Below are 15,444 nucleotides of genomic sequence, written 5' to 3' on the forward strand. Positions count from 1 at the left end.
AGAATTATGAAAGTACTGCAATTTCCTTTGGCAAAAATCACATTGGGTTTCCTTTTAGGAATTCTCACCGCTTTCTATGTTCAAATAAATCCAAATTGGATTTTTGGACTCCTTCTCTTTTCGTTAATTCTATTAATTTTTTCCTTTTTTGGAGCTAAAATAAGCCTTGAAAAAAAACTATATTTTTCCATCCTAACTTACTTCATTTCTTTTTTAATTGGAATTAGTAGCTTGATTATACAAAACGATTCTTTTAAAAAAGACCATTATTGTCACGACGAATCTCTTTTTGTAAAAGAAAATTTAATTCACATCGTTATACGAGAAAAACTAAAAAACAGCAATTACAACCAGCGTTACATTGCCCTTGTTAAATCTATAAATCACAAAAACTACAGTGGTCGTATTTTACTGAATATCCCCAAAGAAAAAAGCGCTCAGATACTAGAAGTTGGATCAATTTTAAAAATCAAAGGTTATTTACAAAAAAACAAAAAGCCTGATAATCCACATCAATTTGATTACGGAAACTATCTTAAGCAAAAACAAATTTATGCCCAATTATATGCCAATCCTGAAAACATAAAAATTAGTACTGAACCACAAAAAGACCTTTGGTTTTATATTGCTAAAATTAGAAATCGGATTATCCATAATTTAGAAAAAACAGACTTTAACAAAACGGCATTATCAATCACTACCGCTCTAATCTTGGGCCAACGTCAAGACATAGCTCCCGAAATTATCCAAGATTATCAATATGCTGGCGCTATTCATATGCTGTCTGTATCTGGCTTGCATATTGGTTTTATCTTCTTATTTCTAAACTTCATCCTAAAACCAATACCAAATACAAAAAAAGGTTCTTTTACAAAACTAAGCATCATACTCATTTGCTTGTTGCTATTTGCTTTCATTGCAGGCTTATCGGCATCTATCGTTCGTTCGGTTACTATGTTTTCATTTGTTGCAATCGGTTTACACCTCCGAAGAACTGTTAACATCTATCATACCTTATTAGTTTCAATGTTATTGATATTACTTTTTCAGGCAAATTTTTTATTTGATGTTGGTTTTCAACTCAGTTATCTGGCCGTGTTTTTTATTGTTTGGTTTCAACCTATTTTAGCCTCTTATTGGAAATCTAAAAATAAAATAGCCAACTATTTTTGGGACATTCTCACTGTTTCTATTGCTGCACAAATAGGTACATTACCATTAAGCTTGTATTATTTTCATCAATTTCCTGGTTTATTCTTCATAACTAATTTGGTTGTAATTCCGCTCCTAAGCATAATCATGTTTCTAGGAATTGCAACAATGACTTTAGCAGCCATTGGTTTTTCAGTCCTTTACCTTAGCAAACCTTTAGAATGGAGTATTCTTCTACTTAACAAAATCATCAATAACATTGCTTCTTTTGAACAATTTATCATCAAAGATGTTCCGTTTAACTTTAGCTTACTTAGTTGCAGCTATATACTAATAATTGCATTAATTCTTTATTTACAAGAAAAACGCTTCAAGCAACTTTGTGTTGTTTTAGTATCTATTATTAGTTTACAATTGGCTGTTTTAATGAACAATTGGCAAGTTGAACACCAAGAAGAATGGATCGTTTTTAATCTCATAAAAAAAACAGTAGTGCTTAAACGTCTGGGAAAAGAAGTTTTCCTTTATTCGAATGACAGTACTGCTTTCAAAAACAAAATTTTGAATTCATATTTACTTGGAAATTTCAGTCACATTCAAAAACAAGAATCACTAAAACATACCATTTATTTTAAAGGAAAAAGAATTCTGGTTTTAGATAGCAATGGTGTTTTTCCAAAAAACATAAAACCAGATATTGTTGTACTGACACAATCGCCCAAAATAAACATAGACCGAATGCTTTTTTCTCTAAAACCAAAACTAGTTATTGCCGATGGTTCAAACTACAAATCAATTTTACAACAATGGAAAATAAGTTGCAGAAAACAAAAAATCCCTTTTCATGCTACTGCCGAAAAGGGATACTTCCAATTAAACTAAATTATGATTTTCTAATTTTATTTTTGATTCAAAATTCCATTAGCCACTTCTAACCAAGCTACAGGACCACCAGGAACATAACCTGTTTTCCCTAATCCTTGAAAATTAACTTTACCTTCGGGAGTTGTAGCCGCAGTAGCAAAATAAACCGTTGGATATCCTTGAACTTGAAATGCATTTTGTATCTCAAAATTTTGCTTCTTAATTTCTGGAGTCTGAGGCACACTTCTAGGATAATCTAATTCAACTAAAACCACTTTTTCATTTGCCCATTTAGTGAATTCCGGCGTTTTCAACACTTCTTTTTGCAAACGAATACACCATCCGCACCAATCACTTCCTGTAAAAAACAACAGCAAAGGTTTGTTTTCTTTATTGCCAATTGCAATAGCTTCCTTAACATCAGTATGCCATTTTAATTCCTGAGCCTGAGCCGAAACAAGACCAATAAAGAAAATAGCAATCAAATATATTTTTTTCATAACTAATTTTATATTCACAAATTTACACAAAAATAATACCACTAAATGTCAGCTAGCTTACCCCATGCATTATTTTTTTCATTAAAGGAGACAATAATAACATTAATACCCCTAAACCTACGGGTATAATGGTAAATATTAAGAAAAAAGTAGACAAACTATATTGTTCAGTGATGGTTTCAATTAATCCTCCCATAGAACCAGCCAATTTATTTCCCATTCCTAAGAACAAATAATACACTCCAAACATAATTCCAATCCAGCTTGCAGGCACTAATTTGCTAATATAAGACAAACTTACAGGTGAAATACATAATTCTCCCAATGTATGAAACAAATAAGCTGCAATAAGCCAAACCATACTAACACGAACTACTGAATCAGCAGTAATACCCATACTTCCATAAGCCAGAAAACCAAAACCTAATCCTAATAAAGCTAGCCCAAGCCCAAATTTCATTGGCCCTGAAATATTATATTTACTCTCCCACCATTTTGAAAAAAATGGAGCAAAACAAATAATAAACAATGAATTCAAGATTCCAAACCATGAAGCCGGAACTTCAGTTTCTGTAGTTGAAAAATCTCTTTTAATTTTCCAGATAACTATCCCCCAAATAATTATAAAACTCAACGACAAAATACTATTCCCTAAAGCATATTCTTTTACTGTTTTTGAAAACAATTTCAACAAAACATAACTTATTACTAACAAAGGAATAATAGTCAATAAAGCATCGGTAATTTTAAAAATCAAAGCCGAATTACCAAATAATTCACGCTGTGTAAATTTTTCTGCAAAAATGGTCATAGAACCTCCCGCTTGTTCAAAGGCTGCCCAAAAGAAAACAGAAAAAACAGAAAAAATGACTACTGCAATAATCCGATCACGAATAATATGTGAGGCAACATTTTCTTGTGCCTCTTTTTCTTTAGACGCTATTTTGGTTTCAGATGTAGGCGGTAAGCCGATACTTCCAAAAATATTTTGCGTAAAATAAAATTGAAGCATCCCAAAAAACATAAAAATACCCGCTAAACCAAAACCTAAACTCCAGGAAACTTTTTCACCAATATAACCGCAAAGCATGATTCCTAAAAAAGCTCCGGCATTTACTCCCATATAAAACAAGGAATATGCGCCGTCTTTTTTTTCTGGGTGTTTTTCGTAAGCATTAGAAATTATCGATGTCATATTAGGTTTAAACAAACCATTACCAATCATCAAACAAACAATCCCGATATATAAAAAAGTTGGCGTTTCAACCGCCATAGAAGCATGTCCCAAGGTCATTACAAAAGCACCAATTACTACTGCCCAGCGATAACCTAAAAATCTATCGGCTAAATACCCCCCAACAATAGGCGTAAAATAAACTACCATAGTATAAGTTCCATACAATGCCATAGCATCTTCTACATTCCATGCCCATCCACCTTTAGCTATTGAAGTGGTTAAAAACAAAACCAACAAGGCACGCATTCCATAATAAGAAAAACGCTCCCACATTTCAGTAAAAAATAAAACAAACAAACCTGCCGGATGTCCTAAAACAGAACTCTTAAAAAAATGATCTTGACTATCTTGATTCATAAATGACCTATAATTTTGTTAGTAAATCTAGTTTTTCCTTGAAAATTTAAAAAACTCCATTCCAAATATAGTTCTAAAATCTAACTTCTGAATTCAATTTATAAATTTTCATGAATAAAATTAGTCATTTTATTAAATAATTGAATTCGCGTCATTCCTCCGTAAATTCCATGATTACAATCGGGATAAATTTGAGAATCGAATTGTTTATTAGCTTGGATTAAGGCGCTCATCATTTCCATCGAATTTTGCAAATGCACATTATCATCAGCACTTCCATGAATCAACAGATATTTCCCCTTTAATCTGCTGGCAAAATTAATAGGTGAATTATCATCATAACCACTGGCATTTTCCTGAGGCGTTTGCAAGTATCTTTCGGTATAAACCGAATCATAAAATCGCCAATTAGTAACTGGAGCAACAGCTATGGCCATTTTAAAAATATCACTTCCTTTCAAAATACAATTGGAAGCCATAAATCCGCCATAAGACCATCCAAATATTCCTATTCTAGTTTTGTCAACATAAGGATAATTTCCAATAACTTTAGCCGCATCAATCTGATCTTCTACTTCATATTTCCCTAATTGCAATTGCGTCATTTTCTTAAAATCAGCTCCTTTAAAACCAGTTCCCCTACCATCCACACAAACTATAACATAGCCTTGTTGGGCTAACATCATGTACCAATAATCATCAATTGTATTCCATTTATTAGCTACTTGTTGTGAGCCTGGTCCAGAATACTGCGTCATAAAAACAGCATATTTTTTAGTTGAATCAAAATCTTTTGGTTTAAGTATCCAAGCATTTAATTCATTTCCTTTTTCGGTTTTTAAAACAAAAAACTCCTTAGCTGGTAAATTGTACTCTTTTAGTCGGCTGGTTAGCGCAACATTATTTTGTATTATTTTTAATTCTTTGCCTGATTTAGCTTCGTTCAAAGTATAAGTAGTAGCCTGATTAGCACTTGAAAAAGTACGAATATAATATTCAAAATTGGGACTAAAAGCTGCTTCATTTGTTCCCAATTCATTTGACAAAGCCACTTTATTTTTCCCGTTTAATCCAATTTTATATACCCCTCTATTGATTGAACCATTTTCAGTTGACTGATAAAATAACGTATTGTTTTTTTCGTCAAATCCATATAAAGCGGTGACTTCCCAACTGCCTTTTGTTACTTGATTTTTCAATTTCCCTGTTTTATCATAACAATAAATATGATTGAAACCATCTTTTTCACTCGTCCAAATAAAACTATTGTCTTTTAGAAAAGTAAGATTATCGGTAACATCAACGTAGGCTTTGTCTTTTTCGTTCAAAACCACTTTTTTATTCGCTGTATTTCCCTCAATAAAAAGTAAGTCTAAATTATCTTGATGACGATTTAAAACTTGAGCTGACAACACCTTAGCATCATTAGTCCATTGCAATCGAGCAATATAGAAATCAGAATAATTGCTCAAATCTACCATTTTTGTATCTTTAGTCTCAACATCATAAATTTTTAAAGAAACTGTTGAGTTTTTCTCCCCTGCCTTTGGGTACTTAAAAGTCTCCACCTCAGGATACAGTTGTTTATTAAAAACAGTCATGGAAAACTCAGGAACTTCAGACTCATCAAATCGAATGAAGGCAATTTTTTTACTGTCTTTAGACCAATCAAAAGCACGCACAAATGAAAATTCCTCCTCATAAACCCAATCACAAATTCCGTTTATAATTTCATTTTTCTTTCCATCAGTCGTAATCTGAGTGGTTATTTTTGATTCAATATCATAAACATACAAATTGTTTTCTCTGGCAAAGGCAATCTTTTTTCCATCAGGCGAAAAAGTAGGTTCTTGAATTTGAAAATCAAATAAAGGAGTCAATTCCTTTTTTGAAATATCATACAGGTAATAATTAGCTGTAAAAGAGTGACGGTAAATTTGGTTAGAATTACAAGCCAACAACATCATTTTCTCGTCCGAATCAAAGCTATAACTATCAATCATTGGCAAACCTTCAAAATCTTTGGTATTGATAATTGTGGCTTTTTTTTCCAAACTGGCATAATCAAACAAGTCAACTTGCGCAGACTGACTAGCTTGATTGTAATTCAAAACGGTGTATTGATTGGACTTTTTTAACGCATGAAACTCATCCATATCCTGAGTTCTAAACATTCCTCGATAAATAGATTCAACGGTAATTTTTTGTTGCCCAACAACAACAAAACTCAACAAGAACAAAACGGATGCTAAAAACTTATGCTTCATAATTTAAGGATCTAATTTAAATGAATTCAATTTTAGTGAAAAATAACAATAATCTCACATTTAAACAATTAAAATACAGTGGACAAATTACAACAATCTTATTTATTGACACTAAATTAATGGCAAATAAAAAGGCTAAAACGTATATTTGCGCCTCATTACATTATAATCCATTGAAAATGAATAAAGCCGTCGCAGGTTTCTCAAAACTAACAAAGGAAGAAAAAATTAACTGGATTGCATCTGCTTATTTTTCGAATCCAACAAACGCCATTGAATTATTAAAAAAATATTGGAATTCAGACGAAAAACTCCAAAAACTACACGATGAGTTTATAGAAAACACCATAAGTAATTTTTATATTCCACTCGGAGTTGCTCCTAATTTTCTAATTAATGACAAGTACCACACCATTCCAATGGCTATTGAAGAAAGTTCAGTAGTAGCTGCTGCTTCAAAATCGGCTAAATTTTGGGCCACACGTGGTGGTTTTAAAACAACGGTTATCAATACCGAAAAAATTGGTCAGGTACATTTTATGTATAAAGGAGATATTTCAAAATTAGAATTATTCTTTGCTCAAACCAAAGCAAAGTTTTTCTCAGAAACAGAAAATCTCACCAAAAACATGCAACAACGTGGTGGAGGAATTCTAGACATTACACTAGAAGATAAAACCATGTTACTGCAAAATTATTTTCAACTGCATGCTACTTTTGACACGAAAGACAGCATGGGCGCTAATTTTATCAACTCCTGTTTGGAGCAATTTGCTAGTATTCTAAAATCTGAAGCACAGCTATATGAGCTTTTTACAGAAGAAGAAAAAAACATCGAAATAGTAATGAGTATCCTTTCTAATTATGTTCCAAATTGCATAGTTAGAGCAGAAGTTTCATGTGCTGTTGAGGAACTAGCAGAAAAACATATTCCAAATCCGCAAAACTTTGCAGAACGTTTTGTTCAAGCAGTACAAATTGCCGAAGTAGAACCTTTTCGTGCTGTAACACACAACAAAGGCATCATGAATGGGATTGATGCAGTAATCTTAGCAACCGGAAACGATTTTAGAGCTGTGGAAGCAGGAGTTCATGCTTATGCAGCAAAGTCTGGACAATACAGCAGTTTATCGCATGCTAAAATAGAAAATGGAATTTTTAGTTTTTGGCTCGAAGTTCCTTTAGCTTTAGGAACTGTTGGCGGATTAACGAGCTTACATCCTTTAGTTAAACTTTCATTAGAAATGCTCGAAAATCCTTCGGCCAAAGAATTAATGGAAATTGTTGCCGTTGCAGGATTAGCGCAAAATTTTGCTGCTTTACGTTCGTTGACTACAACCGGAATCCAAGACGGACACATGAAAATGCATTTGAATAATATTTTGAATCAATTTGAAGCTACGGCTAACGAACGCACTTTAGTACAAAAACACTTTAAAAACCATGTGGTATCACATAGTGGAGTAGTTAATTTTATTGAAGGTCTAAGAAAAAAATAATAGCATCGCTATTAATTCAATTTGGAAATGGATACAAAAAAAACATTTTACAGCAACGGAAAGTTATTGATTACCGCTGAATATTTGGTTTTAGATGGCGCAAAAGCATTGGCATTGCCAACAAAATACGGTCAAAATTTAATTATTGAAGAAAGCCAAAAACCAGGAATAAGTTGGAAAAGCTTTGATTCCGATGGCAGCATTTGGTTTGAAGATCATTTGAATTTTTCAGAAATTGAAAACCCAGTAGAATCACCTGAAGAATCCGTTAAAAAAACCTTGCAAAAAATTCTTCATGAAGCCTTTCTTTTAAATCCAAGTTTTATAACTAAAATTATTGGTTATGAAATTAGCACTGAATTGACTTTTCCAAAAAAATGGGGACTAGGCACTTCTTCTACACTAATTAACAACATAGCCCAATGGCTGGCAATAGATGCATTTGAGCTACTTAAAAATAGTTTTGGGGGCAGTGGTTACGATATTGCTTGCGCACAAAACAACACCCCTATACTTTATCAATTAAAACATGGAAAAGCAAAAGTAGAAACGATTCAATTTCATCCAAACTTTACAGATAACATTTATTTTGTGTATTTGAATAAAAAACAAAGTAGCAAAACGGCGATAGCCAATTACCAAAAAAATAAAACCACAGACACGGAGAAAAACATCGCAAAAATAGACAAGCTTACTCAGGAAATTCTTCATGCAAAAAACAGCAATGCTATGGCAGTTGCTATCAGTAAACACGAAGCTATTATGAGTAGTATTTTAGAAACAAACACCGTAAAAGAAGATTTGTTTTTTGATTTTATTGGCGAAATAAAAAGTCTTGGTGCTTGGGGCGGAGATTTTATCATGGTGGTTTCCGAAGTGAGCCCTATTACTTATTTTACTTCTAAAGGTTATAAAACTATCATCCCATACAAAGAAATGATATTGTAAAAGCCAAAAAAAAAGATATAAAAAAACCGTTTTGAAATTTTATCAAAACGGTTTTTTTTATGAAATTAAAATTAATCTAATACTATAAATCTAGTAGTTGAATTGTTTTCTGTTGTCTTTTATATCAGCAATATCTTTAAGAGCAGGCAATACTCTATTAACATCAGCTGCTGACTGTGCTTTAACTTTAGCAACATAAGGAGCTACATCTTTTACAGCTGGAGCTTTTACAATACTAGTTGTTTTTACAACATAAACACCTGTATTTCCTTCAATAGGAGCTGACATTTTGTTAGCTGCTAAAGCAAATGCAGTCCCTACTACTCTTGGTTCTTGTCCTACACCACCATTCAATACTGGATTATCTAAAGTTACATCAGCAACTTGTTCAACTTTACTTGCTGTAGCCTTAGCGATAGCATCCAAAGAAGTAGCAGTCATTTTAGCTTTTAGCATTTCAGCTTTTTTAGCTTTCTTCAATTTTGTTTCAATAAATGGTCTTACTTGATCAATTGGAGCAAATCCTGAATCATCAACATTTTTAACTGTAGCAATTATGTGACCTAAATTAGCAACTTCAAAACGTTTTACCGAACCTACTTTGGTATCATCATCAAATGCCCATCTTACAATAGCTCTTTGATTTCCTAAAGCACCAAAATTCTCATCCATTGCTCTTACTGAAACCGCAGGAGCAACTGTTAAATTCATTTCTTTTGCTACTTTATTAAAATCTTTATCAGCAGCTTCCATTTCAAATTTAGTTGCTTGAGTAAATACTTTATCAGAAGTAGCTTCTGAAGGCTCTAATTTTATAGCAACAGTAGCTAAACGAATTCCGTCTTGTTTATCAGTAATTTTGATAATATGGAATCCAAAAGGAGTTTCTACTAAACCAATTTTTCCAATTCCGTTATTGAAAACAAAATCATTAAATGGTTTCACCATTTGGTTTGGACCAAAATAACCTAAATCACCACCTTGTTGAGCAGATGAATCATCAGAATATTGGAAAGCCAACATCATGAAACTTTCTGGATTAGCATTTACTTGTGCTAAAATCTCTTCAGCCTTAGCTTTTGCTTCCTCCTTAGTTCTTTTTTCTCTTTGATTTGGAACTTGAGCCCCTTCATAACTAATTAAGATATGGCTTGCTTTAGCATTTACTCCTAATTTTTTACCTAAAGATTTTGAAATACAGTAGTAGTTTCCAAAAACATAAGGACCATATACTTCACCTGGAGCTAAATTGAATAATTGATCTGCATCTACTGCAGGTAAATCTTTCTTAGCAACATAAGTTGAATCATAAGGAACATCAGAATTTGAATTTACAAACTCAACAACATTTTTAGTGGTTTTAAATCCTGCCAAAGTATCGTTTTTACCAGTTGCCTGATTGTAAACTACGCTACCTTTTAATAAACCTTGTATTTTAGCTTTAACGTCAGCTTCATCTTCTTTAGACGCTTTATCTTCAATTAAAACATATTCCACAGCACGAGATTCCTCCGCTTTATATCTTTTTTCGTTTTTCTTCATGTACTCTAAAATTTCAGCATCAGTCACTTTTACGTCACTGTCTTTGATTGAAGAATACAAAGCCCCAACATATGAAAAGTTAGCTTTATCAGCTTCCATTTTATATTTCAATTCACCTTCAGCTTTTGTAGTATATGAAGCTGCTTTTACCAATGTGCTATAGATTTGGTATTTTGCATTTAATTCAGCATCTTTTTCTCTTTCTTTCAAGAATTCTGCTTGAGTCGGATTAGCTTTGAAATATTCTTTAAACTTAGCCAAGTCAAACATTCCTGCAGCATTTAAGAACATTGGATTTTTACCAATATTTTGATCTGCTTTTAAGATTTCGATAATGTGTTTTTCACCTACTCTTAATCCTAATTTATCAAATTCAGAAGTTAATAAAGCTACAGAAACTTCTTGTTCCCAAACTCTATTTGCAGCTGCTGTAGCAGTGATTCCCTGACCACTTTTTTCAACATTACTTACTTTAATTCTAAAATCTTCAAATGAAATATCTTTTCCATTGATGCTACCTACATCTTTTGAAGTACGGTTAAAACTTCCGCTTTTGAACAAATCTCCAATGATAAATGCAAATAAAGCTAATGCTATTACTGCAATCATTAAAGCAGATCGTTGTCTAATTTTTGATAAAACTGCCATTTTTATTGTTGTTAATTTTATATTCAGTTTGCGAAAATACAATTATCTAGTTAATAATAATACAAGTAACGTTTTATTTTAAAAGATTTTTTGTTTTTCTAAAAAAATCACTCTTTTACTGTCATTTTTACTAATTCAATTTTTTTATTTGTCGCTTCTTCTATCACAAAATGATAGCTACCAATGCTGATTACATCGCCTTTTTGAGGGATTTCTTTGGTAAAATCGACAATAAAACCGCCTAAAGTCCCATAAGAATCACTTTCTGGAATTTGAAGTTTATAGGTTTGATTTAAATATTCTACATCAAAACGGGCTGAGAACAGATAAACATTCTCTTCTAGCTCTGTTTCTATCAATTCTTCGTCCAAATCATGTTCATCCTCAATCTCACCAAAAAGTTCTTCTACAATATCTTCAACCGTAATAATTCCTGATGTTCCGCCATATTCGTCTAAAACTACTGCTACACTTTTTCGCTTTTTGATAAGCAAATCCATCACCTCTTTTATATAAATGGTTTCAGGAACAAATTCTACCGAAATGACGATTGACTTGATATTTTTTGGTTTCTTAAACAAATCAAAAGAATGGACATATCCGATAATTTCATCCAATGAATTCTCGTAAACAACAATCTTAGAATACCCTGTTTCAACAAATAGTTCCTTTAATTCAGATACCGAATCGTATAAATCCACCGCCACAATTTCGGTACGTGGACTCATAATATCTCTGGCTTTTACACCTGAAAACTCTAAGGCATTTTGAAAAATTTGAATTTCAGAATCTACTTCCTCATCATCTTCTACCGTACTCATTTGCTCAGTAATATAATTCCCTAATTCAACTTTAGAAAAATACAATTGAATTTGATCGCCTTCAGTTCTAAAAAAACGTTTTAAAATAAAATCTGAAACCCAAATAATAAATGTGGAGATAAAATAAAAAAGTAGGTAAAAAACATAAGCTGGAACAGCAAAAAATTTAATCAGCACATTAGAATAAATCTGAAAAAAAACTTTTGGAAAAAACTCCGCAGTAATCAAAACAATTAAAGTTGAGAGCAGCGTTTGAACAAACAAACTCAACATATCCGAAAAATGAAAACTCAAAGAATTAATCCACTCCATCAAAAGATCACCCATAAAAAAACCATAAACAACCAGGGCAATATTGTTCCCAATAAGCATGGCTGCAATAAACTTGGATGGTTTTTCGGTAAGTTTAGTTAGAATTTTAGAAATAAAACCATCTTGTTTTTTTTCGATTTCAAGATAAATTTTATTCGAAGAGATGAATGCTATTTCCATTCCTGAAAAAAACGCAGATAGTATTAAGCATAGTATTATAATACTAATTTCCATAAATTAAGATTTACGGTTACGGTCTTGCATTTTTTTAGCAAATCGTCTTCTGAAGAAAAACATAAAAACACCTAAACCTGCAATCAAAAGACTTAATACTGGAGTTGCCGTAGGATCATTCCATTTTACGATTGCATCGTACACAAAAAAAGCTGCAAAAACTAAATAGATATAGGGTGTGTATTTTAAATAACTCATAGTTGTAGTATTGAAATTTATTCGGCGGTTTCTACTTCGCCTGTTATTCTTTGGGAATTAATTACTTTAAAATCTTTACTAAAATCAATTCCCTGACCGTTTGAACCTCCTTTTAGATCCGTAAATTTATACTTTTTCTCAGTGAAAAACCATTCATTTTTTTGGTCAAAATACAATTGTTCAGTCTCAAGCATTTGTCCATCTTGCGAAACAATTTTTACTTTTCCCTGCAGATCGATAATATTTGTCTTTTTATAAGAAACAGCATAATTAGCCGTCACATGGGTTTTCTTTGCTTTATTATCATACAAAGTTACATCAACACCTTTTGGAAATTCCGTAAAGGGAAAATCAACCGTTGCATAATCTAACATTTTAGAACTTACTAAAACCACTTTTATAAGTCCCGAATCAGTGTATTTTAAATTTACATTATCAGCATCACCTGAAGGTGTGAATTCAGTAAAATTATTCTTTTGTACTTTTTTAAAATTACTTTCGCACCCAAAAAACAGAGTCACGGCTAAGGCCATGACTACTGGAAATAGTTTCTCTTTTTTAAATAAAAACATAGACACGATGATACTAAATAAGAATTATTATTCTTGAACGATTATTATTCAAACTTCCTCTTAACAAACCATCTGTCATTGAACGAAAGTCCTACACTAAATTTAGCATAATTTTCCTGAATTAAACCAGCAGAAGTTGTTCCGCGTTTTCCAAGCTCAAAACCAAAGTTAATATTAGAAAAACTTCCTGTAATAGGCAATCCAATTCCTAAACTAATGCCTTTATCTTTGATAGATTGAGAGTCTACAACCAATCCTGTTTCTTCATATTTGATCCCCGCTCTGTAGACGATTCTTTTAAAATAACCTGAAAAAGAACTATAATTAGGAATAAAATAACCCCCTAAACTATACTTCATTGCCTTCTCATAAGAAGCTCTTGTTGATGCATTATAGGTATTAACCAGATCTCCTTGACTTGCAGCAACAACTTGTGCCCCTACCAACCATTTTCTTGATTCACCAATTCCTAAACCAACTTTCAATTCACTAGGCAAGGTTAATTTTCTTTTTTCTGTATCGTCATCTAAACTTTGAACAATAGAATAATCTAAGTCATTATAAAAAGTAACTGCCGAGATATTTCGGGTATTGTTAGAAGTTAATTTACTTTCTAATTTATAGCTCACACTACTAAACAACTTTAGCTTTTCATTCAGTTTTGCTTGGTACATAGCACCAAAATTAAAGTTTACCCCAGACAAATCAGCTTTATTCAATTCGCGACTACCTGTTGATATTCCGTTTACAGCCTGTATGTTTGTCAACTCAATGGTACCAAAATTATAATCTAAACTAGCACCTAAATTAAAATTCGGCTTAATTTTATAAGAAGCGCCAAAAAACGCTTTACTCATTCCGCCCGTAGCATATTCACGAGAACTTGGCTCACCTTCAACAGTAGAAAATGAATTAATTTTATATCCTACAGAAGAATATGGTGTAACTCCAAAAGCCACACCTAATTTCCCCATAGGCAAACCTACAGCGATATAATCAAAAGTAGTTCTCTTAGCTTTTTCTGAACCAGTATCGTTTTTTAAAGTAGTTAAATTGTAAGTTCCCCCAACAGTAAATGTAGTTAACTTTAGATTAGAATAACTTGCCGGATTATCTAAATTCAAATGAATACTATCTTGTTCCACTTGAACACCTGACATTGATCGACTTTCGATTGTTCCTTTGAACCTTACATCACCAATCCCGTAAAAAGAATATGGAGACGAAGTTCCTTCCTGAGCAAAAGACACTAACGAAAAAAGCAAACAAAGGCTTGATATAATTTTTCTAATCATTTTTGATTTTATATTGAAATGTTTGATTCAAACTCTCTAAAAGGAAATTTGAATTGGCAAATATGGTATTTTTTAATCGTTTAGCCAAAAAATCTGCATCACCACCCGTTAAAATTATGATAATTTTTGTACAAGCTGCTTTATATTCATCTATAAAACCGTCAATTTCATAGACCAATCCGTTGACAACGCCCGAATGCATCGATTCTGAAGTAGACTTTCCCACATATGATTTTGGACTCTCTAAAGCTAACAAAGGGAGCTTTGCTGTAAAATGATGCATCGATTTGTATCGCAAAAGCAAACCTGGCGAAATAGCACCACCCTGATACACATTATTTTCATCTACAAAATCATAAGTAACACAGGTTCCCGCATCAATTATTAATCTATTTTGATTGGGATACAACAAAGTTGCGCCGGCTGCAAGAACCATACGGTCAATTCCTAATGTTTTTGGAGTATCATAATTATTGCTAAAGGGAAAAACATCTTGATTAGAAACAAAATGAATCTGAAGCTTTGACTCAAAGACTAAAAAAGATTTTTTATCTATCTCACCAACAGAAGAAACGACCAAAACATCTAATAAAGGGAAATCTTCTAAAATTTTCTTGATATTTTCAGCAAGCGCTACTTTATCAAAAACAAAGCTAGCTAAACTAGTACTTTGCTCAAATACAGCAGCTTTAATCCGGGTATTCCCTACATCAACAGTTAATATCATATTATGGCTTTTGCTTTTGCGAAGGTACGAATAGATTTTTTCATAAAAATGTTTTGGATATATTAAAAATGGTTCTATATTTGCACCCGCAATACGCACGGTACCTTAGCTCAGTTGGTAGAGCAATGGACTGAAAATCCATGTGTCCCTGGTTCGAACCCTGGAGGTACCACAAAACCCGAATAGCAATATTCGGGTTTTTTGTTTTTATAGTTTTCGGAACGTGAATGAAGCTGAAAAAAATGGATTTTTTTTAATTTCAATCTGTTTT

Annotated in this window: 12 protein-coding genes and 1 tRNA gene; 4 read left to right on the top strand and 9 right to left on the bottom strand. The window is 32.4% G+C overall.

Annotated features, from left to right (window positions below; genetic code table 11):
• Positions 1-6: 6 nt before the first annotated feature.
• Positions 7-2,034 carry a ComEC/Rec2 family competence protein gene (locus tag AC4FRF_RS10585; RefSeq protein WP_491159480.1) on the top strand — a complete coding sequence of 676 codons (2,028 nt, stop codon included), beginning with the start codon at positions 7-9 and terminating at the stop codon, positions 2,032-2,034.
• Positions 2,035-2,051: 17 nt separating this feature from the next.
• Here AC4FRF_RS10585 and AC4FRF_RS10590 read toward each other — a convergent pair whose 3' ends face one another.
• The 3 genes from AC4FRF_RS10590 to AC4FRF_RS10600 form a co-directional block, all read right to left on the bottom strand.
• A complete protein-coding gene (locus tag AC4FRF_RS10590) occupies positions 2,052-2,516 on the bottom strand; it encodes a thioredoxin family protein (protein WP_491159481.1) in 465 nt (154 codons plus the stop codon).
• A 52-nt stretch (positions 2,517-2,568) separates the two neighbouring features.
• Complete coding sequence (locus tag AC4FRF_RS10595; RefSeq protein WP_491159482.1) at positions 2,569-4,110, bottom strand: peptide MFS transporter; 1,542 nt, start codon at positions 4,108-4,110, stop codon at positions 2,569-2,571.
• Between the two features lie 98 nt (positions 4,111-4,208).
• Entirely contained in the window at positions 4,209-6,377 is a 2,169-nt protein-coding gene (locus AC4FRF_RS10600) for a S9 family peptidase (RefSeq protein ID WP_491159483.1), read from the bottom strand.
• Positions 6,378-6,556: 179 nt separating this feature from the next.
• Here AC4FRF_RS10600 and AC4FRF_RS10605 point away from each other — a divergent pair, with 179 nt between their 5' ends.
• Together AC4FRF_RS10605 and AC4FRF_RS10610 are read left to right on the top strand one after the other, a co-directional pair.
• Positions 6,557-7,876, top strand: coding sequence for a hydroxymethylglutaryl-CoA reductase, degradative (locus tag AC4FRF_RS10605; RefSeq protein WP_491159663.1), 1,320 nt, complete (start codon positions 6,557-6,559; stop codon positions 7,874-7,876).
• Positions 7,877-7,903: 27 nt separating this feature from the next.
• Positions 7,904-8,824 (top strand): GYDIA family GHMP kinase, encoded by a 921-nt coding sequence (locus tag AC4FRF_RS10610; RefSeq protein ID WP_491159484.1) that lies wholly within the window; start codon positions 7,904-7,906, stop codon positions 8,822-8,824.
• A 90-nt stretch (positions 8,825-8,914) separates the two neighbouring features.
• Here AC4FRF_RS10610 and AC4FRF_RS10615 read toward each other — a convergent pair whose 3' ends face one another.
• The 6 genes from AC4FRF_RS10615 to AC4FRF_RS10640 all read right to left on the bottom strand — a co-directional run bounded on the left by AC4FRF_RS10615 (position 8,915) and on the right by AC4FRF_RS10640 (position 15,173).
• Entirely contained in the window at positions 8,915-11,014 is a 2,100-nt protein-coding gene (locus tag AC4FRF_RS10615; RefSeq protein ID WP_491159485.1) for a peptidylprolyl isomerase, read from the bottom strand.
• A gap of 107 nt (positions 11,015-11,121) precedes the next feature.
• Entirely contained in the window at positions 11,122-12,381 is a 1,260-nt protein-coding gene (locus AC4FRF_RS10620) for a hemolysin family protein (RefSeq protein ID WP_491159486.1), read from the bottom strand.
• A gap of 3 nt (positions 12,382-12,384) precedes the next feature.
• Positions 12,385-12,579 (bottom strand): hypothetical protein, encoded by a 195-nt coding sequence (locus tag AC4FRF_RS10625; RefSeq protein ID WP_491159487.1) that lies wholly within the window; start codon positions 12,577-12,579, stop codon positions 12,385-12,387.
• Positions 12,580-12,596: 17 nt separating this feature from the next.
• Positions 12,597-13,151, bottom strand: coding sequence for an LPS export ABC transporter periplasmic protein LptC (gene lptC / locus AC4FRF_RS10630; RefSeq protein ID WP_491159488.1), 555 nt, complete (start codon positions 13,149-13,151; stop codon positions 12,597-12,599).
• 44 nt (positions 13,152-13,195) lie between these two features.
• Positions 13,196-14,446 carry a BamG family beta-barrel-assembly machinery protein gene (gene bamG / locus AC4FRF_RS10635; protein ID WP_491159489.1) on the bottom strand — a complete coding sequence of 417 codons (1,251 nt, stop codon included), beginning with the start codon at positions 14,444-14,446 and terminating at the stop codon, positions 13,196-13,198.
• Positions 14,439-15,173, bottom strand: coding sequence for a type III pantothenate kinase (locus tag AC4FRF_RS10640; RefSeq protein WP_491159490.1), 735 nt, complete (start codon positions 15,171-15,173; stop codon positions 14,439-14,441). The genes bamG and AC4FRF_RS10640 overlap by 8 nt, the downstream gene beginning before the upstream one ends.
• A gap of 99 nt (positions 15,174-15,272) precedes the next feature.
• Between AC4FRF_RS10640 and AC4FRF_RS10645 the strand changes: the two genes are divergently transcribed.
• Positions 15,273-15,345, top strand: a tRNA-Phe gene (locus AC4FRF_RS10645).
• Positions 15,346-15,444 lie beyond the last annotated feature (99 nt).

The organism is Flavobacterium sp. ST-158, assembly GCF_058309975.1.